Origin of the sequence: Niallia sp. FSL M8-0099, from assembly GCF_038006945.1 — a bacterium.
GTDB lineage: Bacteria > Bacillota > Bacilli > Bacillales > Cytobacillaceae > Niallia > Niallia circulans.
This window is the reverse complement of the sequence record NZ_JBBOWF010000001.1, coordinates 1359033-1384938: the sequence shown is the minus strand read 5'-3', so window position 1 is coordinate 1384938 and position 25906 is coordinate 1359033. Positions and strand designations below refer to the sequence as shown.

Genomic DNA, 25906 nt, shown 5'->3' with positions numbered 1-25906 from the left:
TCTTTTACACTATGTAATCACTTTTCTGTTTTCTTTTTCCCAATAAAAGACTTTTCCAAAACTTTTTTCCTTTTATAAAAAAACCCAAACAAGTGATTCGAAATATTTTTTCGAATCCTTGTTTGGGAGTTAACTTCAGCTACTGGAAAGTTTATGTTCCAGTCTCCTATATAGTTTTTAATAATTTTCTTCTACTACATGTGCGCATCTTTCACATAGTGTTGGATGTGCTTCCACTTTACCGACATCTGTTGTTACAGTCCAGCATCTTTCACATGTTTCACCAGCTGCTTTTGTAACGACAATGGCCGCATTTTCAAGTTTTAAAGCTTCTTCAGGTGCGTTATTGTATTCACCAGCAATTTCGAAACCTGATACGATAAATAGTTGCTGTAAGTTTTCTTGAATGGAATTTAGAAGGGTATTTACTTCTTCATTAACATACAATGTTACTTTCGCAGCAAGTGATTTACCGATCACTTTTTGATTACGAGCTTCTTCTAATGCTTTCAGCACATCATCCCGTACAACCAAGAATTTATTCCATTTTTCTTCTAACACATCACTATTTTCAAATGTTGTGTATTCTGGGAAATCAGTTAGCTGTACACTTTCTTCTTGTACAGAAGAGATATGATCCCAAACCTCATCCGCAGTATGCGGTAAGATTGGTGCAACTAATTTTGTTAAGCTGATTAAGCTTTCGTAAAGAACGGTTTGAATCGCTCTTCTTTCTTTATTATTTGCTGCTTCAATGTACAGTACATCTTTTGAAAAATCAAGATAGAATGCACTTAAGTCCAGTGTACAGAAATTATTAATATTATGATAAATCGTAGAGAATTCGTATTTATCATAGGATTCTGTTACGTTTTTAATCAATTTATTTAATTTAATCAGTATAAACTGATCAACTTCACGTAATTCATCATAGGAAAGTCCATCTGTTTCTGGATTGAAATCAGCAAGATTTCCTAATAAGAAACGGAATGTATTTCTAATTTTACGATATCCTTCTGTTACTTGTTTTAAAATTGCATCAGATACACGTACATCTGCTTGGAAGTCTACAGAAGCTACCCATAGTCGTAAAATATCTGCACCTAATTGATTCATAACTTTTGCAGGAATCATTACATTTCCTAGTGATTTACTCATTTTACGGCCTTCTCCGTCTAAAACAAAGCCATGACTTAAAACAGCTTTATAAGGTGCTTTCCCAGTTACCGCTACACTTGTAGATAAAGAGGAGTTAAACCAGCCGCGATATTGGTCAGAACCTTCTAAATATAAGTCAGCAGGACGTTGTAAATCATCTCTTTCTAGCAATACAGCTTGGTGAGAAGAACCAGAGTCGAACCATACATCCATAATATCTGTTTCTTTCGTAAATTCTCCATTAGGGCTTCCAGGATGTGTAAATCCTTCTGGCAATAATTCCTTCGCAGACTTTTCAAACCAAATATTTGAACCATTTTCTCTAAATAAATTAGAAATATGCTCAATTGTTTCATCTGTAATGATGCTGTCACCGTTTTCTGCATAGAACACTGGAATTGGCACACCCCATGCACGTTGTCTTGAAATACACCAGTCTCCACGATCCCGAACCATATTAAATAATCTTGTTTCGCCCCATGCTGGAACCCACTTTGTTTCTTTTACTGCATCTAATAGTTCGTTTCTAAAGTCTTTAATAGAAGCAAACCATTGTGCGGTAGCACGGAAAATAACTGGTTTTTTCGTTCTCCAGTCATGTGGATAGGAGTGAGTGATAAATTGCAGCTTTAATAATGCACCAGCCTCTTCAAGTTTTTCTGTAATCGGCTTATTCGCTTTATCATAGAATAAGCCTTCAAATCCAGGTGCTTCTTCTGTCATTACCCCTTTATCATCAACAGGACAAAGAACTTCTAATCCGTATTTTTGACCAACTAAGAAGTCATCTTCCCCATGTCCAGGAGCAGTATGAACACATCCAGTACCCGCATCTGTTGTTACATGTTCTCCTAACATTACTAAAGAATCACGGCCGTAGATTGGATGTGCAGCTAGAATGTACTCTAGGTCTGCCCCTTTCACTTCTTGAACAACTTTTGCTTCTTCCCAGCCAATTTCTGTTTTGACACTTTCCAATAAGTCTTGTGCAACTAAGTATTTGCTGCCTTTTTCTTCTACTACAACATACGTTAAAGTAGGGTGAACAGATATACCCAAGTTAGCAGGAATTGTCCATGGAGTAGTTGTCCAAATAACGATTTGTACATCCTCTGCTAGAATCCCTTTGCCATCCTTTACTTTAAACCCAACATAAATGGAGGCAGACTTTTTGTCTTTATATTCAATTTCAGCTTCAGCAAGAGCTGATTCACTTGTTGGAGACCAATATACCGGCTTTTTACCTTTATAAATATAGCCTTTTTTCGCCATTTCTCCAAACACTTTAATTTGCTGTGCTTCATATTCAGGCTTTAAAGTAATATAAGGATTTTCCCAATCTCCGCGAACCCCTAAGCGTTTAAATTGTTCTCGTTGACTGTCGATTTGCCCTAATGCATATTCTTCACATAGCTTACGGAACTCGGCAATCGTCATTTCTTTACGTTTAACCCCTTTATTGGTTAAAGCTTGTTCGATTGGCAGACCGTGTGTATCCCATCCTGGCACATATGGTGCTTGAAAGCCAGTCATTGATTTATAACGTACAATAAAATCTTTTAAAATTTTATTAAGCGCATGTCCAATATGGATATCCCCATTCGCATATGGAGGTCCATCATGCAAAACAAACATTGGGCGACCTTGAGTACGTTCCTGCACTTTTTCGTAAATGTTCATTTCTTTCCATTTCGCTTGAATTTCAGGCTCACGATTAGGCAAGTTTCCTCTCATCGGAAATGCTGTTTTTGGCATAAGCAACGTATCTTTATATTCCATTTTCTTCCTCCAACTTAATTCTCTTTTTTCATGTATACTTCCATCTAACCAATATTCTATAAATTCAGTATAGACAGCAAAAAACCTTCTCATCCCCATGAAAGGGACGAGAAGGTCGATCATTAGGTTCCCGCGGTACCACCCTTATAGATAAAAGTTTCTTTTATCCACTTAGACATTTTTTAACGGCAATGAACCGCTTTTTCTTACTTAACTTTTTCAGAAAAAGACTCCAGGGTGATTTTCAATTTCCAACTTATATCAGGCTCCCACCATCCCTGATTCGCTAATCATAAGTTTTTCGGCAATCTACTTTCCCTATCAACGCTACATGAATATATATATTTGTGAAAAATTATATTGCAAATCTACCTTATCGTCAAGGCCATGGCCTTTATTTTGTAGAATTTAACTCTGATGCATCTAATTCGTATTCTAATAAATGATCCCAATCATCGTTGTTTAACATATCTAATTGTGCTTCAATCAGCATTTTGAAACGTGTACGGAATACTTTTGATTGCTTTTTCAATTCTTCAATCTCTAGCGCAATCTTTCTTGCCTTTGATAATGATTCGTTCACAATTCGATCCGCATTCTTTTCCGCTTCTTTAATAATTAGTTTTGCTTCTTTTTGTGCATTACGTTTAACTTCCTCAGCAGCCTCTTGTGCTACAACAATTGATTTATTTAATGTTTCTTCAATATTATTATAGTGGCCGATACGGTCAGTTAACTCGTTTAATCTTTCTTCTAGTTCTTTTTTCTCGCGGATAATATTTTCATAATCTTTAATTACCTGATCAAGAAATTCATTTACTTCGTCTTCATCGTAACCACGGAAGCCTTTGGCAAATTCCTTATTATGAATATCTAACGGCGTTAATGGCATAAAGCCACCTCCCAAACTTCAATTTCTTATGTATCATCCTTATTTCGACAGTATTACCGGATTTCCTGCATTATTTTTAAAAAATAAGAAGAAACATGAAAAATAATGCTGCTAAAAAATATTGTATCATATATACTCGATAAAAAAACTATGTTTTTTGTCTGAAATAGAAATTATGGGAACTCCTTCATTTCTGATTTTTCACTTCAATTTACCTACTACAATTCTCCATTTATCTTTTTTTGTTTTACCTTCAATAGATTTAATCATGGCCCTACCTGCTCCGCGCACTGAGAAGACATCTCCTTCTTCACACATAAAAGAGACATTTTCATTTAAAGTGAAATTTACTTTGACTAAGCCTTGAGTAATATAGGTCTTTGCTTTTTCTCTTGAAAAATTATAAATAGCAGCAACAATGGCGTCAAGCCGAAGAGAAGTAATAGTCGTTGTCATCTCTGTCCAATGTTCTTCTGTTAAAATTATGTTTTCTAAAGATACAGCAGCAAGTGTTACCTTTGCTTTTCCGATAGAATCAAGTTGAAGTCTCACATAATCCTCAACCTCACTAGCAACGACAAATTGAATATCCCCGTCAAGAACGAATATATCTCCGAATTTACTTCTATTTAATCCAAGAGACATTAAACTTCCTAAAACATGCGGATGCTCTATTGTGATGAATTTCTTGGGATAATTCACTTCTAATAAGGACAAATTAAAATCCGCTTCCATCGGTTGATAATATTCAGGGTATAGGATAGCTCTTTTTCTTTCCGCTTGTTCATGGCCGCCAAAAAATGCATATTTCACTTCCTGATTTTCTCCGATAATCATCCGAAGAACTTTCTGTTCACGCGGATCCAAAAAATCAGTCAATTTCGGTGCATAAGTATTCGCGACATAACTTTGCCAATTTTGCACTTGATCGATAAATTCTCTTTCTTCCGGACGAAAATGTTGATAAATTGACATCTTTGTAACTCCTTTTTGGCATAGAAAAAGGGCTGCCTTAGCCCTTTTGACTTTTTATATAAACCATAATCCTAATTGTTGAATTCCCATTCCTGCAAGATTTAATACGAAGATAGCAACAATTGGCGAAATATCAATCATACCAAGGGGCGGAATAAACCTTCTAAAAATCTCTAAATATGGTTCACAGATTCTAGCTAGGAACATTCCAATTGATGTTTCACGAGCATTGGGAATCCATGACATTAGAATGTAAATAATTAATGCATAAGAGTAATACTGTAATAATTTAGCTAACAAATAGATAATCATTGTCATTCGGTTTTACCACCTCGTATTTTCGTATTCTGCATCTTGCAGGATTTGCGAAATATTCCCTGAAACTTCTACGTTATCCGGCGTACACAGGAATATATCCGTACCGATTTTCTGGATATCGCCGCCAATTGCATAGACAGTTCCACTTAAAAAATCAACAATACGTTTCCCTTGATCTTTTTCAATACGCTGTAAATTCACAACAACTGCACGGCGATTTTTTAATTGATCAGCAATATCTTGTGCTTCTGCGTATACACGAGGTTCCACTAAAAATACTTTCGATGACTTCTGTACACTTTGTAAGCTCACAACATTTTGACTGTTTTTCGGCTGTTGCTGCTGAATATGATGGTTATGGTTATGCTGACTGTGAGTGTGCTGTACAGGCTGCTTATAATTTCTTGCCGGCTCGTTTGGTTCTTCTTGATAGTTTACTTGACCTTCTTCATAATCTTCATCTTCTAAAAAGAAGAACGTTTTAATTTTTGATTTTATGCTCATTTCACTCGCCTCCTATTTCTCGCTTCCTACTAAAGCAGTTCCAATTCTTATCATCGTTGCTCCCTCTTCGATCGCAATAGAATAATCATTCGACATTCCCATAGAAAGCTCTGTACATGGAGCATATGGTAATTGTAGTCCTTTTACATCTTCCTGAATGCTTTTTAATTTTCGAAAGCATTCACGCAAGAATTCTTTATCATCTGTAAATGGTGCCATCGTCATTAATCCAACTACCTGAATATGTGGATATTCGGACAACTGTTTAACAAAATCGATAACTTCCTCTGGCTTCATTCCATGCTTTGACTCTTCGTTCGAAACATTAACCTGTACAAAACACTTTATGGTTCGCTTCGCTCTTTTATGTATTTCTTTTGCTAAAGAAAGCCGATCCAATGAGTGAATGTAGTCTACATAATCTATAATACCTTTTACTTTTCTCGTCTGCAATGATCCGATAAAATGCCATATAGGCTTGTCTTGTAGAACGTCATACTTTGCTAATAATCCTTCTTCACGATTTTCCCCTAAATGAACAATCCCAGCATCGAGTGCTTCTTTTGCTCGCTCTATTGTAACATATTTTGTGACAGCAATTATCGTAACCTCTTCTGGCTGACGATTCACTTTTTTACATGCCGCTGCTATTTCTTGTTTTATTTCATTAAGATTATCTTTCACTAACATTTAATTTCCGTCTTCCTCTCTCCATCCAATATAACTCATCATTCTTCCAGTTTTCCCTTTATCTCTTCTGTGAGAGAAAAAATAAGCATCATCTTCGTAAGTACAATAGTCAGTTAGATGAATATTACTTTCAAGCATACCACTTTCTAACAATATCTGCTTGTTTGCTTCTTGTAAATTCAGTCTGTATTGTCCTGGAGAAATAGTCGTAAATGGCTTTTGTTGCGATTGTATCGCCTTTTCCACTTCATTGATGACACGATCATCCACGACATAATGGCGCTCTGAGATAGAAGGACCAACAACAGCGAGCACTTCTTCTCTTGGAATCTTATGAGAAGCAAAGACTTTCATCATTTCCCCGGCAATACCTTTTACGGTTCCTTGCCATCCAGCATGAGCGATACCTACCGCTTTTGTAGCTGGATGAATAAAATATAATGGAACACAATCCGCAAAACATAAAGTTAATAATATATTTTTTTCAAAAGTAAACAAACCATCCGTATCTTTTAACGCACTATCATAATCGCTTGCACCCATACCTAAATGCGCTTGTGTTACTTCCACAATATTAACCTGATGTGTTTGCACAGCACCAACCCATTGCTCTAATGGGAAAGATAATTTTTGCGCTAGTTCATTACGGTTTGCAACCACTGTATCCTTTTGATCATTTACGTGAAACGCCATATTTAAACTTGCATAATCGCCTATACTTTTCCCACCATTTTTTGTTGTGAAACCAGCTATTAAATTCGGAAACTTCCGCTCCCATAAATCAAGATTGAAAAACTGCTTATTTCTTAAAATAAAAGGTTCCATTATCTAACTCCATCTTTTTGTTTTAGTTTACCATATGGAGCTATCATTGGTCACAGAAAAACATATTTTTCTTTAGAAATAAGCTTGCATTTATGAAATTCACTCTTTTCTTCCCTGCCATTCCTCTCCCTTTTATTTTCCCTCACTAGAGCTATATATAGTAAAATTTTATACCAATAGAAAAGGCTAGACAATCATTAAAGTACCTACTTTAAGAAGTCTAACCTGTTTTATTTCCTATTTAGCTTTGAATGTTTTTATTCATTTGTTTAATAGCAGCTTTTTCCAATCTTGAGACTTGCGCTTGTGAGATGCCGATCTCATCTGCCACTTCCATTTGTGTTTTACCTTGAAAAAACCGCTTTCGCAAAATCAACTTTTCTCGATCATTTAATCGGCGCATTCCTTCTTTTAATGCTAATTCTTCCACCCACTGTATATCCTTGTTCTTTTCATCACTTAATTGATCCATTACATAGATCGGATCTCCACCATCATTATAGATTGGTTCAAAAAGCGATACTGGATCTTGAATAGCATCTAATGCAAAGACAATATCCTCATGTGGAATGTCTAACTCTTTGGCAATTTCCTCAGCTGTTGGTTCTTTTGATGTTTTGTTCATCAACCTTTCTCTGACCTGTAATGCCTTATAAGCAATGTCTCTCAGAGATCTGGAAACCCTAATTGGATTATTGTCGCGTAAATAACGACGAATCTCTCCAATAATCATCGGAACAGCATAGGTGGAAAACTTAACATTTTGACTTAAATCAAAATTATCGATAGATTTCATTAGACCAATACAACCCACTTGAAATAAGTCATCCACGAATTCTCCTCGATTATTAAATCGTTGTATAACACTTAATACGAGGCGGAGATTCCCATTTACGAGACTTTCCCTTGCGGATGTATCTCCCTCATGCATTTGCTTGAAGAGCAATCTCATTTCTTCGTTTTTTAACACTGGAAGCTTTGATGTATCCACACCGCAAATTTCTACTTTATTTCGAGTCAATCTATTTCCCTCCTCACAGGAGCTGCTGTACAAAAAACAGTATCTCCCCGAGAAGGAAAAATATGCATGGGATGAATTTTTGTTAAATTTCCAATTTACGCTAATTTTAACTGAAATTATGTGGGACAAGGCTTTTCAAACGAAAAATTTTTTTAGACCATTTTATTAAATTCTTTTTGTAGTCTTTTAATAATCCTTTTCTCTAATCGAGAAATATACGATTGGGATATCCCAAGCATATCCGCTACATCTTTTTGCGTTTTTTCTTCTCCCGTTCCTAAACCAAACCGTAATTCCATAATTTGTTTCTCTCTTTTAGACAATTGGTGAAGCGCTTTTACTAATAGCTTTTTATCTACACTTGCATCTAAATCTTTCGTTATAATATCATCCTCTGTCCCCATTACATCGGAGAGAAGAAGTTCATTTCCATCCCAATCAATATTTAATGGCTCATCAAATGAAACCTCTGAACGGATTTTATTATTTCTGCGCAAATACATCAATATTTCATTTTCAATACATCTTGAAGCATATGTTGCCAGTTTTATTTTTTTCTCCGGATTAAACGTATTAACCGCCTTAATTAATCCAATTGTGCCAATGCTGATTAAATCTTCGATGTTAATCCCAGTATTTTCAAACTTTCTTGCGATATAAACAACAAGGCGTAAATTTCTCTCTATCAGCATCGAACGAGCTGCTTGGTCTCCTTTTGGGAGTTTTTCTAAAAGGATTTCCTCTTCTTCTTTCGTTAACGGAGGAGGCAGTGCTTCACTTCCACCAATATAAAATACTTCGTCTGTTTTCAATCCAAGTTTCATCAGTAATTTGTACCAATAATAAGATAAGCGAAGCTTCCATTTACTCATGTGCATTTCCTCCTTCTAAACGATGATTTTCGTGAGTATAATATATTAACTAACCTTTTCTTCGATTGATTTTTTTCCTAAAAGCATTTTCGGATGAACAATACAATCAAATATGCCCTCAGCAGATAGAACTTGACTGGTAAACGAGATTAATCCCTTTTCCACAACAATTACTTCCTGCTCTTTTTTTAAAAACAAAGTATCCGGTTTCACGGCAATAAGTAACTGGTGGTCCTTGCCAACTACCTTATATGGAATAATTCGCATCTTGCTTTCCCATTCTGGTGCGATTGGTTGACTGCCATAGATAATGGCTTCTGGCTGCTCCGTGAGACGAATTATTTCTGCTGGCATATCCTTTTCTATATTTTTCAAAGATACAAACATTACTGGAAGGCGGGAAATGGGATCATATACTTGATTACCACTATCCACCAGACCCTTGATAGAAAATTCTTTTCCCCCTATTTGAAAAATAACGTCGATTATTTGTTCATATTGGATTTTTGTCACTTCCATCCCTTCCAGATTTCTTCTCGAAAAGTACCAAACAATCGGAAATCCTAACAAAACAAAAAGCCAACTTATCGGATCACCAAACCCTTTAATACTAGCAAGAAGGACAGAAGAAGAAAGATCGAAATCAAACTGGATAAAATAATGAGCACCTATCAATGTTCCTCCGATTAAGAAAGTAGCTAAGTAAAATATCATTAAAGCTTGGATATAGGTACGAAATCGCTTATATCCAAAAGCCGTTGCCACCATCACAATAGAAAACAGAAGCTTCGATATGGGATGATTAGAATAGGGACTGAGCGGCGTTATCGAAAAAAGGATAATAAGGGAACCAATTAGCCCTCCAAGCAATATTCGCCAATGGATGATTTTTTTCTTTAATAGAATGCCTGTTAAATATAGTAATAAACTGTCAAACAGTAAATTTAATAGCCATATCACATCTAAATAAATGGCCAAGCATGTAACTCCTCCTCTCTTTTATAAAAGCAACAAAAGAAGTAAATCTTCTCTCTACTAATCTGTTACGAAAAAGTATAACGTACTTGTTCTTGAAATTCTGTCACTTTCTGTAATCAAAATATCAGAAATTTGCTCTATTTCTAACGGTTTTTGTCACTATATCTCCTCTGTTAAAAACTTTAAGTTCTAGCGAAATATTATCAGTTTTTTTACTAATTCTAAGGAATAAAAATAAAAGAAGCGATGAGGTTTACTATAAATAAAAGGGGAGATTGCTTCATTTTTGAAAGAGAAAACAAAAAAACCTTTCCATTATGAAAAAATGGAAAGGTTTTTGCTATAGAAATAATTACCTTCTGCGGTTTCTATTTCTTAAGAATGTCGGGATATCTAAAGCATCCTCTGGTTGTTGTGCATTGCTTCTTGGTTGTTGTTCCTTTTGCACATGCGGCTCTTCGCGTTTTACTTCTCTATTGTTAACCTGATTATTAATAGGGTTTGTATTATTGTTATTTGGCTTTAAACCGCCAAATCCAGGTCTATCTGGCTGCAGCTGCGATAAATCTTGGTTAAAGCCAGTAGCAATCACCGTAACAACAATTTCATCTTTCAAATCATCATTGATAATGGATCCGAAAATCATATTTACATCTTGATCGGAAGCGGATGCCACAATATCGGCTGCCTCTTGTACTTCATACAAGCTTAAATTCGTACCACCAGTGATATTCATTAATATTCCTTGTGCTCCATCAATGGAAGTCTCCAGCAGTGGCGAAGAAATTGCTTTTTTCGCTGCTTCAGCTGCACGGTTTTCCCCTGCTGCAACACCTATGCCCATAAGTGCAGAACCTTTATTCACCATAATTGTTTTCACATCAGCGAAATCTAAGTTAATCAGACCTGGTGTTGCGATTAAGTCAGAGATACCTTGTACACCTTGGCGTAATACATTATCCGCTTCTCTAAACGCTTCAAGCATCGGAGTTGATTTATCTACGATTTCAAGTAAGCGGTCGTTTGGAATAACGATCAATGTATCCACAGCATCCTTCAATGCTGTAATTCCGCTTGCAGCATGTGTGGATCTTTTTCTTCCTTCAAAAGTAAATGGTCTTGTAACTACCCCTACTGTTAATGCGCCTAGGTCGTGGGCGATTTGAGCAATAACTGGTGCAGCACCTGTCCCAGTTCCGCCACCCATTCCTGCCGTAACAAAGACCATATCTGCTCCTTTTAATGCTTCTTCTATTTGTTCTTTGCTTTCCTCAGCAGCCTTTTTCCCTACTTCAGGATTTGCACCCGCGCCTAATCCTCTTGTAAGTTTTCCGCCAATTTGCATCTTGATTTCTGCTTTAGATAAATTTAATGCCTGTGCATCTGTATTCACAGCGATAAACTCTACCCCTTGTAGCCCATGCTCAATCATTCGGTTAACAGCGTTATTTCCACCGCCACCTACTCCTATAACCTTTATTACAGCTAGTGAATCTATATTTGTATCAAATTCCAACATGACAAATCCTCCTAATTCGTCGATATTCAGCAGTATCGAACTGTCCGCATCTCAAGTCTTGGTGATATGGAGTAACATACCATTTTAATACCTAGACTGACCCTAAACGACTCTCAGCCTTCTCGAAGTTCTTTTTATCAAAATTATGCTTGTCCTATTAAAGACATTTCATTAATCAAAGAAATATCCCATAAATTTCTTAAACTTTGAGGGTTCTTTTTCCACTTGTTTTTTCTCATAAGCTGGTTTTTGGGATGCTGTTTTTTGAACTTTTTCCCTTGTTTCAGCAGGAACAGTAACAGGGTTATGAATATTTCCCCCTTGAAGTTTACTATTTTTATAGGAGAATTTAATTAAACCAACTGCAGTAGTATATTGTGGCTCTCTTACTCCGATATAATCAGGAATAGCAATTCTAACTCGGCTTTGGAAAATATCTTGCGCTAATTCTAAAATTCCCTTCGTACTAGCTACTCCTCCAGTTAATACGAATCCTCCTGGAAGATCGTATACTCCTAGTCTCGCTAGTTCATGACCAACAAGTTCAAAGATTTCTTCTAATCTTGCTTCTATAATATCAGAAATCTCCAATTGATTAAATTGCTGATGCTGATCGCTTCCGATAATAGGAACGCTGAATACTTCCTCTTCAGAAGCATGATCATAAAAAGCATAACCATACTTTATTTTTATTTTCTCTGCATCTTCTGTTGTAGTTCGAAGACCAATGGATAAGTCTTTGGTAATATGATCTCCACCTACAGGAATAACGCTGGTGGCTTTAAGGAATCCATTTTCAAATACAGCAATTGTAGTAGATCCTCCGCCTATATCTACTAACGCCACTCCTAAGTCTTTCTCATCTTTTGAAAGCGCAAAAGATCCTGCGGCAAGTGGCTGCAAGGAGATATCTTGAATTTCAAGACCTGCTCTTTCCACACATCTTAAGGTGTTATGTAAAATGGTTTTACTTCCAGTAATAATAGTACCTTCCATTTCCAATCTTACACCAATCATTCCTCGCGGATCAGTAATTTCATCTAATCCATCTACAATAAATTGTTTAGGAATTATATCAATAATCTCTTTTTCTGGGGGAATGGAAACTACCTGTGCAGCATCCTTTACCCTAATTACATCTTCAATTGTAATTTCGCGATTTTCACTTGAAACTGCAACTACTCCACGTGAGGTTTGCAGATTTACATGATTTCCCGAAACGCCAACAACTACTTGCTTTATCTCCATCCCAACCATTCGTTCGGCCTGCTCAATTGCTTGTCGAATAGAATGAACGGTTTCATCTATATCCACAATTGAACCTTTTTTTAAACCTTCTGATGGGACGATGCCTACACCAATAATATTTAAAGATTCGTTAATCATTTCTCCAATGATTACTTTTATGCTGGATGTACCGATGTCTAGACTTACATAAAGTTCATTGCTGTTCATTCTCGGGCACCTCCTTTTGCATTTTAAATAATGTGAACAACAAGTTATGTCATACAGTCAAAAATTCAACTTTTTTATCAGAAGTAACGTCTGCTATTTACATAGTTTATTTGATATACATAAAATAATCTAATCTTCACAACTATTCTATTGTATACCAGGCAACACCATATTTTCACTAAGTTTTCGCAAAGTGTCAACACAATTTTGGTCTTTTTTACTACAAATAGGACTAATTACTTATTCCACAAGGAAATATCGTAATTCACTTCCACTATATCTATTAATATTTAAATTATTCGCCAAAACTAATATATTCCCTTTTTTCTCTGTCAACTTTTTTCATTTTTTTCAAGAGAATGCGCATTTGATTTCTTTAAGATAATACTGCGGATGACAGCTATATTTTGAAATAGTCGAACACCAAATGCAAAAATAGCCGCTAAATATAAGTCTACACCAAGATGTACACCTAGAAAAGCTAAACTTGCTGCAAGAGCAATATTAAAGAAGAACCCAGTTACAAATACTTTCTCGTCGAATATATTTTGCAGATGAGCACGAATTCCTCCAAATAAAGTATCCAGTGCAGCGAGAACAGCGATTGATAAATAGTTAGCATATTCGTCTGGCACTTTTATATCGGTTAATAATCCCAATACTATCCCAACAATCAACCCAAATATAGGAAGCCACATTAAGAATCTCCTCCTTTACTTGTACTTACAGGCTTCATATAATGGATATTTATGGGGTTACTATATGCTGGAATGTTGATCGGTTCTTTTGGCATCACGACATTCAATAACAGATTAGATAAGAAAAATTCATCTGCTGACTTGGAAACCTTCATGTAATTAAATAGTTTTTCAGCAGTGTCAGCATCCTTCGCTATCACTTTTATTTCAATTGGCAGCTGATTCAGGGGGTTCCCATCCATTTTTAACACATTGTTAATTTCACGGATAACCGTTGTATTTACATAACGATTATCATTTATCGCTATCTCCTCAGCACCATATAAGTTTAATTCATTTACTAACCGTTGTAATAATTCAGAGGTAACTACTCCGGGATCTTCACCTAAAAGAATTTCTGTACTGACAGGCTCAATCTTTAAGATAATTCCCTTTCCCGTTACCTCTGTTAAGCCCGCTTCCTGCTTTAATTCTGCCAAAGTCTCTTTCAATACCGCTTCTTTGCTTCTTGGGGTTTCATTCTCATATTCTTCTATCTTTCCATTAGTCGAACGTATCTCATCTATTAGCTTTAACTCTATTTTTTTCTCTTGGATAAGATCTTCTCTTAACTCCCAAGTATCTCTCGTGTCTCGGACAGCAGGTTCTTTTATTGTCTGAAATTGAACTGCTATCATAAATCCAGCAATAAGCGTAATTCCCGTCATGGTTATAAATTTCTTATTCAAAGCGCATCATACTTTCTAAATCATACTTATCGTTAATTAACATTTAAAGGATCCATTTGTATCATTCTTTTTTTCTCAAGCGTAAATCTTATATTATCATTTACTAACAAATCCTTTACGCCACCATTGATATTTATTGCGCCTTCTAACACATCGCTGTCGCCAATTGCCGTAATAACAAAAGGGGCCGGGTGCTGGTAACCATCTATTTCAATTACGGGACCATTACAAAGGATATAAGAATTATGTGCTAGTCTTTGTCCATTGATACTAATCGCTTCTGCACCAGCAATATACAGCTCGTTAATCACTTTAAATACATGATGCTCATGTACCAAATAATTATTGACATTATCTTCCTTTGGATTATACTCACCATCTTCCAAAGCAATTTGTACCCCTTCCCCTTTTACTGCAACCTTTCCTAAATATATCCGGTATTTTTCCGCATCTTCTGCCAAGTTATAATAAGTCTCTGCTTCATTAGAAAGCTTCTTCTCTAATTGAACCAATTCCCTTTGGTTTCCCTTTAACTCCTTATATAACTCATTATTCTTTTCTTCCTGCTCGATTAGCTCATTGCGCAAATCCAAATCTCTTTCAAATTGGCTCTCGTTCAGTCCTTTACCTTCATCTTTTTTTGTATTTTGATAGGAAAAAGAAATCATAAATCCAAGTACAAGAAAAACTAAGGAGAAGATAACATTTCTTCTTCTTTTATTATTCTTCACCCTTCTTTTCCCCTTCCGAATCAAAAGCTTTAAAATAGGAACCTACCTCTAAATCAATAACGCCTTTTTTATCTGTATTCAACTGGGAAATGATGGATGGATAATGCTGCATCTTATCAGAAAAAGAGGATAAAGAAGCTAATACCTGATTCCCATCATTCATATATACAGTAACACGCCACTTATCTGTATTCCTAGGAGTATACCTTACTTCAGAAATCGCATTATACACTTCTGCTGACAGTTTATTTAGTTCTTCCCCTATTTTTTTGATTACTTTATCATCGCTCTTCATATCCTTAATAATAGGAGCATCATAGGGACTATTGGTCATTGCTCTATCCTGCAGCATCTCCCCATTTTCAAGAAGTGGAATAAATTCATTCTTTACTTCAAAGTAAGCAATCTTCCTGTACTCTTTTACGTCTATATGAACAGTATTTGGAAAAACAATAGAAATCTTAGCAGATTTAATTCCACCTGAGTCTTTTAATTTCTCTGTGAGCTTATCTTTTTTGATTGTCCAAATATTTGTTTTGCTGTTAATTCCGCTCATTTTCTCCAAGTCTTCAAAAGAATATAAACGATTCCCCGTAATTTCGATGTTTTTCACATGACTTAAAGGTGATTGGAAGTATATAACGCAAACGATGATTAGGAAGAATAGAAGGAGAAGGAAAATAAGGCGGCGATTCGCTTTTCTTCGTCTCTGCTCTTTTAATTTTGGAATTCTATCTTCTAAAGAAACTACCTTCCCTTTTTCCAAAAAATCACCCCGATATTATTAAATAAGGAAATAGTACATAACAATACAATAGGTTGTCCACCTTTTTTTAACAAACACATTTTCTATTTGCTATCTTATTTTTTCTTGTTATTGATTACTTCCTTCATGACATTATACAGCCTCATTGCCGCATCAGGAATACCTAATTTTTTGGAAGCCTCTTTCATCTCCTTCAGCAAAACAGGATTTAGCATGATAGTATCCATTTCTTCTATCAATTTTTGGCCATTCATATCACGTTCAAGGAGCATTTTGGCTGCTCCGTTACTTGTTAATGCATGTGCATTTTTTTCTTGATGATTATTCGTTACATAAGGACTTGGCACAAGAATGCTCGGAATACCAAGCGAGGTTAACTCACTTAATGTTGTTGCGCCGGCTCTTGCAACAGTTAAATCAATACTCGTTAATACTTCAGGCATATTATGGACAAATGGCTTAATAATAACATTTTCCGGATTGCCGACACGCTCTACTTCTTTCTTTACCGCTTCGTAATGTACCTCTCCTGTTACATAAAGAACTTGATAAGCTTTTTCCCCTAATTGTGGTAAAGCCGCAATTACAGCATCATTTATCGGTCTTGCCCCTCTGCTCCCGCCAACAATAAGAACAGCGGGTTCTTTTAATTTTAATCCGACTGATAAGCGACCTTTTATTCCATCCTGGTTTAACACTTCGGATGCCCTTGGATTCCCAGTCATCACTACTTTTTCATCTGGGAAAAAAGAAGCAGCTTCTTCAAAACAAATCGCTACTTTATCGACATATCTACTTAAAAACTTATTGGTCAACCCTGGAACACTATTTTGTTCATGAATAATAGTCGGTATTCCAAGCTTAGCTGCCGCATATACAACCGGGCCACAAACATATCCGCCTGTTCCGATGACAACGTCTGCTTCAAATTCTTTTAAAATCGCTTTACTTTTTTGTACACCTGCAATAAATCTCCAAACTGTTTTCACATTTTCTGGGGAAAGTTTTCGTTTAAACCCTGTGATATGTATTGTTTTAAATGGAATATCTTCTCTTCTAACTAATTTACTTTCTAGCCCTTGCTCTGTTCCGATATAAAGAAATTCAGCATCCTTCACTTCTCTTTTTATTTCGCGAATCAATGCTAATGCAGGGTATATATGTCCCCCTGTTCCTCCGCCGCTTACTACTATTTTCATTCTTTCCACCTCAAAATACTTCTCATCTCTACTTTTTCCTGAAAAAAACGTTGTTTTCTTCTCTTTTACATTATAGCTTCAAATAACATAAAACAGAAATAATCTTCTGCTATTTTTTAAGATATTTTTTAGCTTTGCCGTCATCTCCCAAATAATAGATACCTTATTGTACTATATTTTAAACTTGCTTTATGAATATCTTGAAAATGATAATGAAATGTAATACATTTCGTCTTCCTACAAGTCATATTGTCATGTTTGAAAAAAATTTATCATATGTGTGAAAAAAATAAATTTTTTGTATTCTATAACACGCCTTCCCTTTTTAAGGAAGAAACTACTATGATAAACAATCTTTAGCTTTCCACATAAAAAACCTAGTAAAAGAGAATGCACTCACTTCACTAGGTTTCTATAAATTCTATAAAAATATCCAATTATGAGGCTTCCTCTCCTATTAAAGGATAAGAGGCTGCATTTAATACCGCGAAAATCGGCTGACATTTAGAAGGATGCCTATCGCTATTAACATAAGTGTCAGCGATGAGCCGCCATAGCTTAAAAACGGAAGTGTAATCCCTGTAACTGGCATTAGCCCTGTTACCACCCCAATGTTAATCATAACTTGAATTGCAACCATGGAAATGATCCCGACTGCCACAAAGCTTCCAAATAAATCTTGAGCTCCTAATGCAATTCTTATGCCTCTCCAAAGTAAAAGTGCAAATAATAATAAAATCAGAGAGCCGCCGATAAAGCCTAATTCTTCTGACAGAATCGCAAAAATGAAATCTGTCTGGGGCTCAGGCAAGTAGAAGAATTTTTGTCTGCTTTCCCCAAGGCCTAAACCGAATAAACCGCCTGGACCAATTGCATATAAAGATTGGATTATTTGAAATCCGCTTCCTAATGGATCTGACCACGGATCCAGAAAGGATGTTATCCTTTTAATCCTATAAGGAGCTGATGCAACCAGTCCGATAAAACCAGCTACTCCAATAAGACCTAATATAACAAAATGGCGAATGCGAGCACCAGCAATGAAAATCATGACAATACTTGTACCAACCATAACTGTCCCAGTACCTAAATCCGGCTGAAGCATAATCATTCCGAAGGCAAGGAATACCAGACCTAATGAGGGAAGTAACCCTTTTTTAAAAGAGGTTATATGCTTTTGATTTTCCGATAGAAATTTTCCTAAGAAAAGAATCATTGCTATTTTCATAAATTCAGAGGGCTGAATGGAAAAAGCTCCTACTCCAATCCAGCTTTGTGAACCATTTCGAACTAACCCCACTCCAGGAATTAAAACAACGACAAGTAAAATAAAACAAACAATAATAATCGGTTTAGCCCAGGATCTCCATATCCAATAATCTAGATTCATAATAAATAACATTGCTGCAATTCCGACCCCTGCAAAAAGCATTTGCCTTTTAGCAAAGAAAAAAGAATCACCTAAATTTCGTTCCGCCATAACAGCACTAGCACTATACACCATGATTAACCCTATAGCTAGCAATGTAAATGTAATAATCATTAAAATTATATCTGGAGTCGTTTTTTTTGATGGCACCATTAACACCTCGAACCTGCAAGATTAAGGGCTTGCAACAAAGAAAAGCGATTTATATCCAGATTTCTTTGTATACTACTGAGGAATCGGATAAAAAAAAGAAAGCTCTGTAAATCATCAGTTAAAACAGGAAAAAGGGAAGATTGTTCCTTCCACCCCAATTTAGATGAAATGGAACCTGCATCCTTTTTCTACTAACCTTGTTATCATTTACAGAGCTTACTTTAAAGTAAGTATTTTATATGGATACTTTTTTATTTCTATCCATATAGATCTCAAGTTTTCTTTCAACGCCTACTTACAGACAAGCCCTTATTTAAGCATATGCACCGCATTGATAAAAATGTCTCCTCTGACTTCAAAAGTTTTATATTGATCCCAGCTTGCACATGCTGGGGAAAGAAGAATAACATCTCCGCTTTCTGATAAGTCATAGGCAGCAGGTACTGCTTTGTCCACATTATCGACGCGTTTAATGGTTTTTATTCCTGCAAGCTTGCCTGCCTTCTCCACTTTTTCAGCAGTTTGTCCAAAAGTAATCATAGCTTTTACATTTTTAAGAGATGGAATGAGTTCATCAAATTCATTTCCACGGTCCAGTCCACCAGCTAGCAGAATAACCGGTTCATTAAAGGCTGCAAGGGCATTTTGTGTTGCCAGGATATTCGTTGCTTTCGAGTCATTATAGAATTTCCGTCCGTTAACTTCTTTAATAAATTGCAGACGATGCTTAACCCCTTTAAAGGTACTTAATACTGCAAAAATACTTTCATTTGTTACACCTGATAATTTTGCTGCTGCAACAGATGAAAGGATGTTTTCTAAATTTAATGCACTTAAATACGTTATATCTGACAATGCCATAATTTTTTGATCATTAAAATAAATAATATTATCTTTTACATAGGCCCCATACTCAAGTTCACGTTTTGCAGAAAAAGGAATAATCGTTGCATTGCTGCTGTTCGCGATATCCATGACAATCTCTTGTTCGACGTTCACAATTAAATAGTCACTTTCATCTTGGTTTCTCGTAATGTTTCCTTTTGCCTTCGCATATTCTTCCCGTGTCCCATGATAATCTAAATGTGCCTCATAAATATTTGTAATGATCGCAATTTTCGGCTTGAATTTTTCAATTCCCATTAATTGAAAGGAGGATAATTCAATCACTATTTTATTATCTTCCTCTGCAACTTGGGCTACATTAGAAGCAACTGTTCCAATATTCCCAGCTATCAGTGGCTTTTTCTTATCAACTTCTAACATATCAAACAATAAGGTTGTGGTCGTTGTTTTCCCATTTGACCCAGTGATCGCAAGGAATGGGGCTTCGGAAACTCTATATGCTAGTTCTACCTCTGTGATGACAGGAATGCCGCGCTCCACCGCCCCTTTAATCATTGGATTAAAGTAAGGAATGCCAGGGTTTTTTACGATCAGCTGGAAACCTTCCTCCAGTAACTCAATAGGATGGCTTCCGCAGATAACCGTTATTCCTTGTTCTAATAAACCTTGCGCTTCCGGATTTTCATCCAATGGCTTACTATCATTTACTGTTACAAAGGCCCCTAAATTATGTAGTAATTGAGCTGCGCTTACTCCACTTTTAGCAAGGCCTAATACTAGTATTTTTTTATGATGAAAATCGTTAATCTGCTTCATTATAACCACACCTCAATATAAATTCCTAGAGCGGCGAATAATAATCCTACCGTCCAAAATGTCACAACTACTCGCCATTCAGACCAGCCAACTAGTTCATAATGGTGATGTAATGGACTCATACGGAAAATTCTTCTTCCTGTTGATTTAAAAGATATTACTTGAAGAATGACTGAAAGTGTCTCAATAACAAATACTCCACCTATTAATATTAACAAGATTTCTGTCTTTGTTAAGATAGCAATCGCTGCAATAGCACCTCCAAGTGCAAGTGAACCAGTATCTCCCATAAATACTTTTGCTGGATGGGCATTGAATACTAAGAATCCTAAAACTGCGCCCACAATGGCTACCGAGAAAATACTAATTTCAAACTGTGATTGACTCCATGCAAGGACAGCAAACGCTCCAAACGCCACAGCAGAAGTCCCAGAAACTAATCCGTCCAAGCCATCTGTTAAATTCACCGCATTAGAAAATCCAACTAACCAAAAAATAATAAATAGTGCATAGAACCAACCTAATTCTAGTGGTTTATCTACAAAAGGAATCGAAATAGCAGTAGAAAATTCGTTTTCGCGTAAAACAAAGTAAAAAATAAGCGAAATAACAATCTGCCCTAATAGCTTTTGTCTAGAAGTTAATCCTAAATTACGCTTCATCACTACTTTTATAAAGTCATCTAAAAAGCCTAACAATCCAAACCCGACTAATACTAAAAGTAATAAATACGTCTTAATCGTCGGCTCTGAAAATTTATTAATCATTACCAAAGTCGTTACCACAATGGAGAAAATAATCATTAAGCCCCCCATAGTTGGCGTTCCCGTTTTTTTCTGATGAGATTTCGGTCCTTCTTCTCTAATGCTTTGTCCGAATTTTAATCTTCGCAAGAAGGGAATAAAAAAGGGAGAAATTAATACCGTTATTAAAAAGCCTAATAGAATCGTAAAAAAGATAACTTTCTCCTGCATTTTAATTCCCTCCTTTCACTTGATTGTTTGTATTTAACACATGCTCTCTAATTACCGCTATATCATATGTTTCTATATGGGAATTCAGACTGTTTTCTTGCAAAAAAATAAATTTAGTTGTTTTTTCTTGTGCTTGTAATTGTTGCTCGTAAATTTTGCTCATTTTTAATATGCCTTCCTTTAAATCTTTTGTATAAAAAATTGGAAAATGATTAGGTGTATAGATTGGGAGTTCCATCCCCTCTTCCCAAATCGCTCCAATTGCTCCATTTGTTATAGCAGCACTCAAATCACCAGAGTTATCTTTATATAATGGAATAAACAGTCCTTTTGGCTGTTCGCACTCTGCTAAGAATGACACGGTTTGAAAACGCAAATCTTCTTTCACAAACCCTTTTGCTTCAGGTATAGCCTGGAGGATTAATTTATAGGACAGTGTCATTTTTTCTCTCCTCTATCGCTTCTTTTGCAACTAAACGGTCATCAAAATCTAACACTTTAGAACCAATAATTTGATACGTTTCATGGCCTTTCCCTGCAATTAGAATAACATCATCAGGCTGGGCTTGATCAACAGCAAAGGCAATAGCCTCTTTGCGATCAGAGATTATTGTATAATTCTGTTCTCCCTTAACTCCTTGCTCCATATCTTTTAATATGGCAAGCGGATCTTCACTTCTAGGATTATCGGAGGTTAGGATAGCATAGCTCGCTTCCTCGCAAGCAATTTTCGCCATTAAAGGACGCTTCGTCTTGTCTCTATCTCCCCCACAGCCAACGATTACATATATGTTATTCTTAGCAAATTCTTTTACCGTTTGCAAAGCGTTTTGCAAACTATCAGGTGTATGTGAATAATCAACGATCACTGAAAAATCTTGGCCGGCATTAACCGTTTCAAATCTCCCTGCGACTCCTGCTACCTTTTCAAGTGCATTGATGGTCACTTCCATTGGAATATTACTTGCAATTGCAGCACCAATGCTTGCTAGTGTATTATACACGTTAAATTTTCCAACCATTTTCAACTGGACAGAATGTATGCCAAGCGGAGAATGTAAATCGAATGATGTACCTGCTGCCGTGATTTTTATATTTTTTGCCATTATATCAGCTTCTGTATCAATTCCATATGTTAGAATATGAGCCGCTGTAATGGTTTCATACTCATTTGCTGCTGCATCATCTTTATTTAGAATAGCAAATTTCGGCTTTTCAGACGAAAAGGCATTTCCTAGTCTTGTAAAAAGCAATCCTTTCGCTTTTTTATATTCTTCCATCGTACCATGATAATCTAAATGATCTTGACTAAGATTGGTAAAAACAGCAATATCATAATCACAGCCAAATACTCTGCCTTCTACAAGGGCATGGGAAGATACTTCCATAACAGCTGTATCAACTTTTTGTTCCACCATTTGATGAAACAGCTTCTGAAGTGTCACAGCTTCTGGAGTTGTATTTTTTGTTTCTTGTATTTCCTCACCGATTTTGGTATACATCGTACCGATGATTCCTGTTTTTTTATGCGCCTCTTTTAATATAGCATCTATTAAATGGCTAGTTGTTGTCTTTCCATTTGTACCTGTTATCCCAATAAGCTGAAGCTTTTGGGTCGGCTTTTGATAAAATACATCTGCAAGCACACTACTAGCTCTTTTTGTATCTTTTACAATGATAACTGGAATAGGCAAGGATAAACTTCTTTCTGCTATGACAGCGACTGCCCCAGATTCATATGCTTTTTGGGCAAAATCATGACCATCCACTGTATATCCTTTTATACAAATAAAAAGACTGCCATCTGATACTTTGCGATTATCATTCTCTATTGATTTTATTTCCACATCTTCTCCGGTATAAGAAGTGTATGGCTGTAAACTCTCAATAAGTTTTTTTAATTGCATCGCTTTTTGATTCCTCTTTTCTCTAGCTCTATATGTAATCTTTGATTGCTCATAAATATTAATTATATACTAAATAATGAACCAGCCATATAGATTATACAATTTTCTTAGCGTATATTATTTTACATGATTAAAAAAAATTTATCTATGTTGTACCTTATTGTTGGAGAATTTATATTAGAAGAATAATTTAAGATAGAGGAAAATTTTAATTATGTACATACGAGCTCGATTCCAGTATTAACAGGATCTAGAGGCTTTTTTTATAGGGGAAAGAGAAGCGGCACGTATTATTCGGCCGCCTCTTATCCAATTAATTAAACTGAATCAAAATGGTTGATCCTTCCTTCACTTTTGTTCCAGGTTCTGGAGACTGCTTAATCACCGTATCCCCGCTTCCGCTTGAATCAATTTTAAGATTAATAAACATTTCACTAATATCTTTTTTCGTATGCCCAACAAGGTCTGGCACTTCTATTAATGGATTTTCCGGATATTTATATACTTTGTCAATTTGATCTTTACGCGGTTCCACACCAAGGGCTCTCAAACTATCTCCCATAATCGCACCAACAATTGGAGCAGCAACCGCACTACCGAATTGCACCGTTCCTTTTGGGTTATCTACTGCCACGTACACAACTAATTCAGGATCATCAGCAGGTGCAAAGCCGATAAAGGAAAGAATATAGTTATTTTCTAAATATCTTCCACCAGAAGCTTTTTGAGCCGTCCCAGTTTTTCCACCAACTCGATAGCCTTCCACAAAGGCCTTTCCTCCAGATCCCTTTGCCACAACATTTTCTAATGCCCGTCTCACTTCTTTAGATGTTTCTTCAGAAACTACCTTTCTCTTTGCAACAGGTTTTTTCTCCATAACTACTTCACCTGTAGATGGATCAATCAATTCTTTTGCTACATAAGGAGTATATAAAGTACCTCCATTAATTGCGGCAGATAGTGCCGTAACTTGCTGAATTGGTGTTACGGCGACACCTTGACCAAATGCTGTAGTCGCTTGCTCCACCGGGCCTACTCTGTCCATGTTAAACAAAATCCCTTTTGATTCTCCTTGTAAATCAATTCCTGTTTTTTGCCCAAATCCAAAATCACGAATATATTGAAACAGCTTATCTTTGCCAAGACGTTCCCCTAATTCTACAAAACCAGGGTTACAAGAATTTTGAACGACCTCTAAAAACGTTTGCGAGCCATGTCCTCCTCGCTTCCAGCATTTAAGTTTTGCTCCACCCACTTCTGCATACCCTTTATCATAAAAAGTGTCCTTATCTAAGTCCACTTTTCCTTCTTCTAAAGCTGCTGCCAATGTAATAATTTTAAAGGTAGATCCTGGTTCATACGAACTCCAGATCGGTAAATTACGATTATAAACAGTGGAATCCACATTTTGAAAATCAGATGGATTAAAGCCTGGTCGACTTGACATTGCCAAAACCTCGCCAGTTTTTGGGTTCATCGCAAGTGCGATAATCGATTCAGGATCATAGGTTTGTTGAGCTATATCCAATTCTCTTTCTACAATCGTTTGAATTTTTGTATCAATAGTAAGGACTAAATCATTCCCATTTACCGGAGCTTCATAGGCATCAGCCATATCATTCATTCTCTGCCCTTTCGCATCCGAATAATATTGAACAGATCCCTTCTTTCCCTTCAACTCATCATCATATTCCAGCTCTAAACCTATTAGCCCTTGATTATCAATACCAGCAAACCCTAATACATGGGATAAATAATTTCCAAAAGGATAAGATCGCTTTGAATCTTCACCAATATATACACCGTCTATATCAAGTGCACGAACTTTTTTGGCTTTTTCATGCGTGATTTTCCTGCCTTCTTTTAAGCGAACACTCATCTCCCTTTGAATAATCTGCTTATAAACAGATTCCTTATCTGCTTCTAATACTTCTGCAAGCTTTTCAGCGGTGTCGGCTGGATCTTTAATTTGGCGTGGTACTATATAAACCGTTGGCGCACTGACATTAGTGGCAAGCGCTATTCCATTGCGATCCAAGATCTCTCCTCGTTGTGGCTCAAAAGCAATTTGTCTACTCCATAAATTTTTCGCTTTCGTTGTAAGCTCGTCCCCTAGAAAAAATTGAACATACGCTAATCTTGTATCAATTATTAGAAAAATAACTATCCCAGCAACAAGCGCTATCAACAATCGCTTCCGAACGGTTACGTTTGAAACCCGCATACAGATGGAACCTCCTTTATACTAACTCAATTGAAATATATGCTTGTACGAATCGGAATAGAACGGGGAGTATTGGTTAGTTGGTTTGTAAGGAGGGAGGGGATTTTGTGAGGAATTTTTTTGCTGAAAACCACTTTTCCTGCTTCTTCTGGTTATTTTGGTGTTCATCCCTTTGATGAAAACCACTTTTCCTGCTTCTTCTAGTTATTTTGGTGTTCATCCCTTTGATGAAAACAACTTTTCCTGCTTCTTCTGGTTATTTTGGTGTTCATTCCTTTGATGAAAACCACTTTTCCTGCTTCTTCTAGTTATTTTGGTGTTCATTCCTTTGATGAAAACCACTTTTCCTGCTTCTTCTGGTTATTTTGGTGTTCATCCCTTTGATGAAAACCACTTTTCCTGCTTCTTCTGGTTATTTTGGTGTTCATTCCTTTGATGAAAACCACTTT

The 25906-nt window shown here is 36.2% G+C and carries 23 protein-coding genes and 1 other annotated feature; all 23 genes read right to left on the bottom strand.

What is annotated here, in order from left to right; genetic code table 11:
* Nucleotides 1-177: 177 nt before the first annotated feature.
* Entirely contained in the window at nt 178-2937 is a 2760-nt protein-coding gene (ileS, locus tag NSQ92_RS06450) for an isoleucine--tRNA ligase (protein ID WP_047939928.1), read from the bottom strand.
* Nucleotides 2938-3036: 99 nt separating this feature from the next.
* Nucleotides 3037-3271: a binding site (T-box leader), on the bottom strand.
* 60 nt (nt 3272-3331) lie between these two features.
* Nucleotides 3332-3829, bottom strand: a complete 498-nt coding sequence (locus NSQ92_RS06445) for a DivIVA domain-containing protein (protein ID WP_016201026.1) — start codon at nt 3827-3829, stop codon at nt 3332-3334.
* Nucleotides 3830-4030: 201 nt separating this feature from the next.
* Nucleotides 4031-4804 carry a YlmH family RNA-binding protein gene (locus tag NSQ92_RS06440; RefSeq protein WP_061796768.1) on the bottom strand — a complete coding sequence of 258 codons (774 nt, stop codon included), beginning with the start codon at nt 4802-4804 and terminating at the stop codon, nt 4031-4033.
* Nucleotides 4805-4858: 54 nt separating this feature from the next.
* Nucleotides 4859-5122, bottom strand: coding sequence for a YggT family protein (locus NSQ92_RS06435; RefSeq protein ID WP_095257580.1), 264 nt, complete (start codon nt 5120-5122; stop codon nt 4859-4861).
* A gap of 6 nt (nt 5123-5128) precedes the next feature.
* Nucleotides 5129-5626 carry a cell division protein SepF gene (locus NSQ92_RS06430; RefSeq protein WP_047939925.1) on the bottom strand — a complete coding sequence of 166 codons (498 nt, stop codon included), beginning with the start codon at nt 5624-5626 and terminating at the stop codon, nt 5129-5131.
* Between the two features lie 12 nt (nt 5627-5638).
* Complete coding sequence (locus tag NSQ92_RS06425; RefSeq protein WP_095319931.1) at nt 5639-6316, bottom strand: YggS family pyridoxal phosphate-dependent enzyme; 678 nt, start codon at nt 6314-6316, stop codon at nt 5639-5641.
* Nucleotides 6317-7141, bottom strand: coding sequence for a peptidoglycan editing factor PgeF (pgeF, locus tag NSQ92_RS06420; RefSeq protein WP_095319930.1), 825 nt, complete (start codon nt 7139-7141; stop codon nt 6317-6319). It abuts the gene before it with no gap.
* A gap of 241 nt (nt 7142-7382) precedes the next feature.
* Nucleotides 7383-8162, bottom strand: coding sequence for an RNA polymerase sporulation sigma factor SigG (sigG, locus tag NSQ92_RS06415; RefSeq protein WP_047939922.1), 780 nt, complete (start codon nt 8160-8162; stop codon nt 7383-7385).
* Nucleotides 8163-8314: 152 nt separating this feature from the next.
* Nucleotides 8315-9034, bottom strand: coding sequence for an RNA polymerase sporulation sigma factor SigE (gene sigE, locus NSQ92_RS06410; protein WP_047939921.1), 720 nt, complete (start codon nt 9032-9034; stop codon nt 8315-8317).
* Between the two features lie 45 nt (nt 9035-9079).
* On the bottom strand, nt 9080-10012 hold the full coding sequence (gene spoIIGA / locus NSQ92_RS06405) for a sigma-E processing peptidase SpoIIGA (protein ID WP_047939920.1): 933 nt from the start codon (nt 10010-10012) through the stop codon (nt 9080-9082).
* A gap of 352 nt (nt 10013-10364) precedes the next feature.
* Nucleotides 10365-11531 carry a cell division protein FtsZ gene (gene ftsZ, locus NSQ92_RS06400; RefSeq protein ID WP_047939919.1) on the bottom strand — a complete coding sequence of 389 codons (1167 nt, stop codon included), beginning with the start codon at nt 11529-11531 and terminating at the stop codon, nt 10365-10367.
* Between the two features lie 171 nt (nt 11532-11702).
* A complete protein-coding gene (gene ftsA / locus NSQ92_RS06395) occupies nt 11703-12986 on the bottom strand; it encodes a cell division protein FtsA (protein WP_047939918.1) in 1284 nt (427 codons plus the stop codon).
* A 332-nt stretch (nt 12987-13318) separates the two neighbouring features.
* The gene (locus tag NSQ92_RS06390; protein ID WP_047939917.1) at nt 13319-13684 is read right to left on the bottom strand and encodes a small basic family protein; all 366 of its coding nucleotides are present in this window, start codon (nt 13682-13684) and stop codon (nt 13319-13321) included.
* The gene (locus NSQ92_RS06385) at nt 13684-14412 is read right to left on the bottom strand and encodes a DUF881 domain-containing protein (protein ID WP_445669258.1); all 729 of its coding nucleotides are present in this window, start codon (nt 14410-14412) and stop codon (nt 13684-13686) included. Before NSQ92_RS06385 ends, NSQ92_RS06390 begins: the two co-directional genes overlap by 1 nt.
* Nucleotides 14413-14444: 32 nt before the next feature.
* Nucleotides 14445-15143, bottom strand: a complete 699-nt coding sequence (locus NSQ92_RS06380) for a DUF881 domain-containing protein (RefSeq protein ID WP_341152485.1) — start codon at nt 15141-15143, stop codon at nt 14445-14447.
* Nucleotides 15133-15909 (bottom strand): cell division protein FtsQ/DivIB, encoded by a 777-nt coding sequence (locus tag NSQ92_RS06375; RefSeq protein WP_095321263.1) that lies wholly within the window; start codon nt 15907-15909, stop codon nt 15133-15135. Before NSQ92_RS06375 ends, NSQ92_RS06380 begins: the two co-directional genes overlap by 11 nt.
* A gap of 95 nt (nt 15910-16004) precedes the next feature.
* Nucleotides 16005-17108 carry an undecaprenyldiphospho-muramoylpentapeptide beta-N-acetylglucosaminyltransferase gene (gene murG, locus NSQ92_RS06370; RefSeq protein ID WP_047939913.1) on the bottom strand — a complete coding sequence of 368 codons (1104 nt, stop codon included), beginning with the start codon at nt 17106-17108 and terminating at the stop codon, nt 16005-16007.
* 478 nt (nt 17109-17586) lie between these two features.
* On the bottom strand, nt 17587-18687 hold the full coding sequence (gene spoVE / locus NSQ92_RS06365) for a stage V sporulation protein E (RefSeq protein ID WP_047939912.1): 1101 nt from the start codon (nt 18685-18687) through the stop codon (nt 17587-17589).
* 312 nt (nt 18688-18999) lie between these two features.
* Nucleotides 19000-20352 (bottom strand): UDP-N-acetylmuramoyl-L-alanine--D-glutamate ligase, encoded by a 1353-nt coding sequence (murD, locus tag NSQ92_RS06360; protein WP_047939911.1) that lies wholly within the window; start codon nt 20350-20352, stop codon nt 19000-19002.
* Nucleotides 20352-21326: a phospho-N-acetylmuramoyl-pentapeptide-transferase gene (mraY, locus tag NSQ92_RS06355; RefSeq protein WP_047939910.1), complete on the bottom strand. Its 975-nt coding sequence runs from the start codon at nt 21324-21326 to the stop codon at nt 20352-20354. The genes murD and mraY overlap by 1 nt, the downstream gene beginning before the upstream one ends.
* 1 nt (nt 21327) lies before the next feature.
* Nucleotides 21328-21768 carry a hypothetical protein gene (locus tag NSQ92_RS06350; RefSeq protein WP_095319928.1) on the bottom strand — a complete coding sequence of 147 codons (441 nt, stop codon included), beginning with the start codon at nt 21766-21768 and terminating at the stop codon, nt 21328-21330.
* Nucleotides 21752-23233 (bottom strand): UDP-N-acetylmuramoyl-L-alanyl-D-glutamate--2,6-diaminopimelate ligase, encoded by a 1482-nt coding sequence (locus NSQ92_RS06345; protein ID WP_047939908.1) that lies wholly within the window; start codon nt 23231-23233, stop codon nt 21752-21754. Before NSQ92_RS06345 ends, NSQ92_RS06350 begins: the two co-directional genes overlap by 17 nt.
* A gap of 313 nt (nt 23234-23546) precedes the next feature.
* Nucleotides 23547-25457, bottom strand: a complete 1911-nt coding sequence (locus NSQ92_RS06340; protein WP_061796777.1) for a stage V sporulation protein D — start codon at nt 25455-25457, stop codon at nt 23547-23549.
* Between the last annotated feature and the right edge of the window lie 449 nt (nt 25458-25906).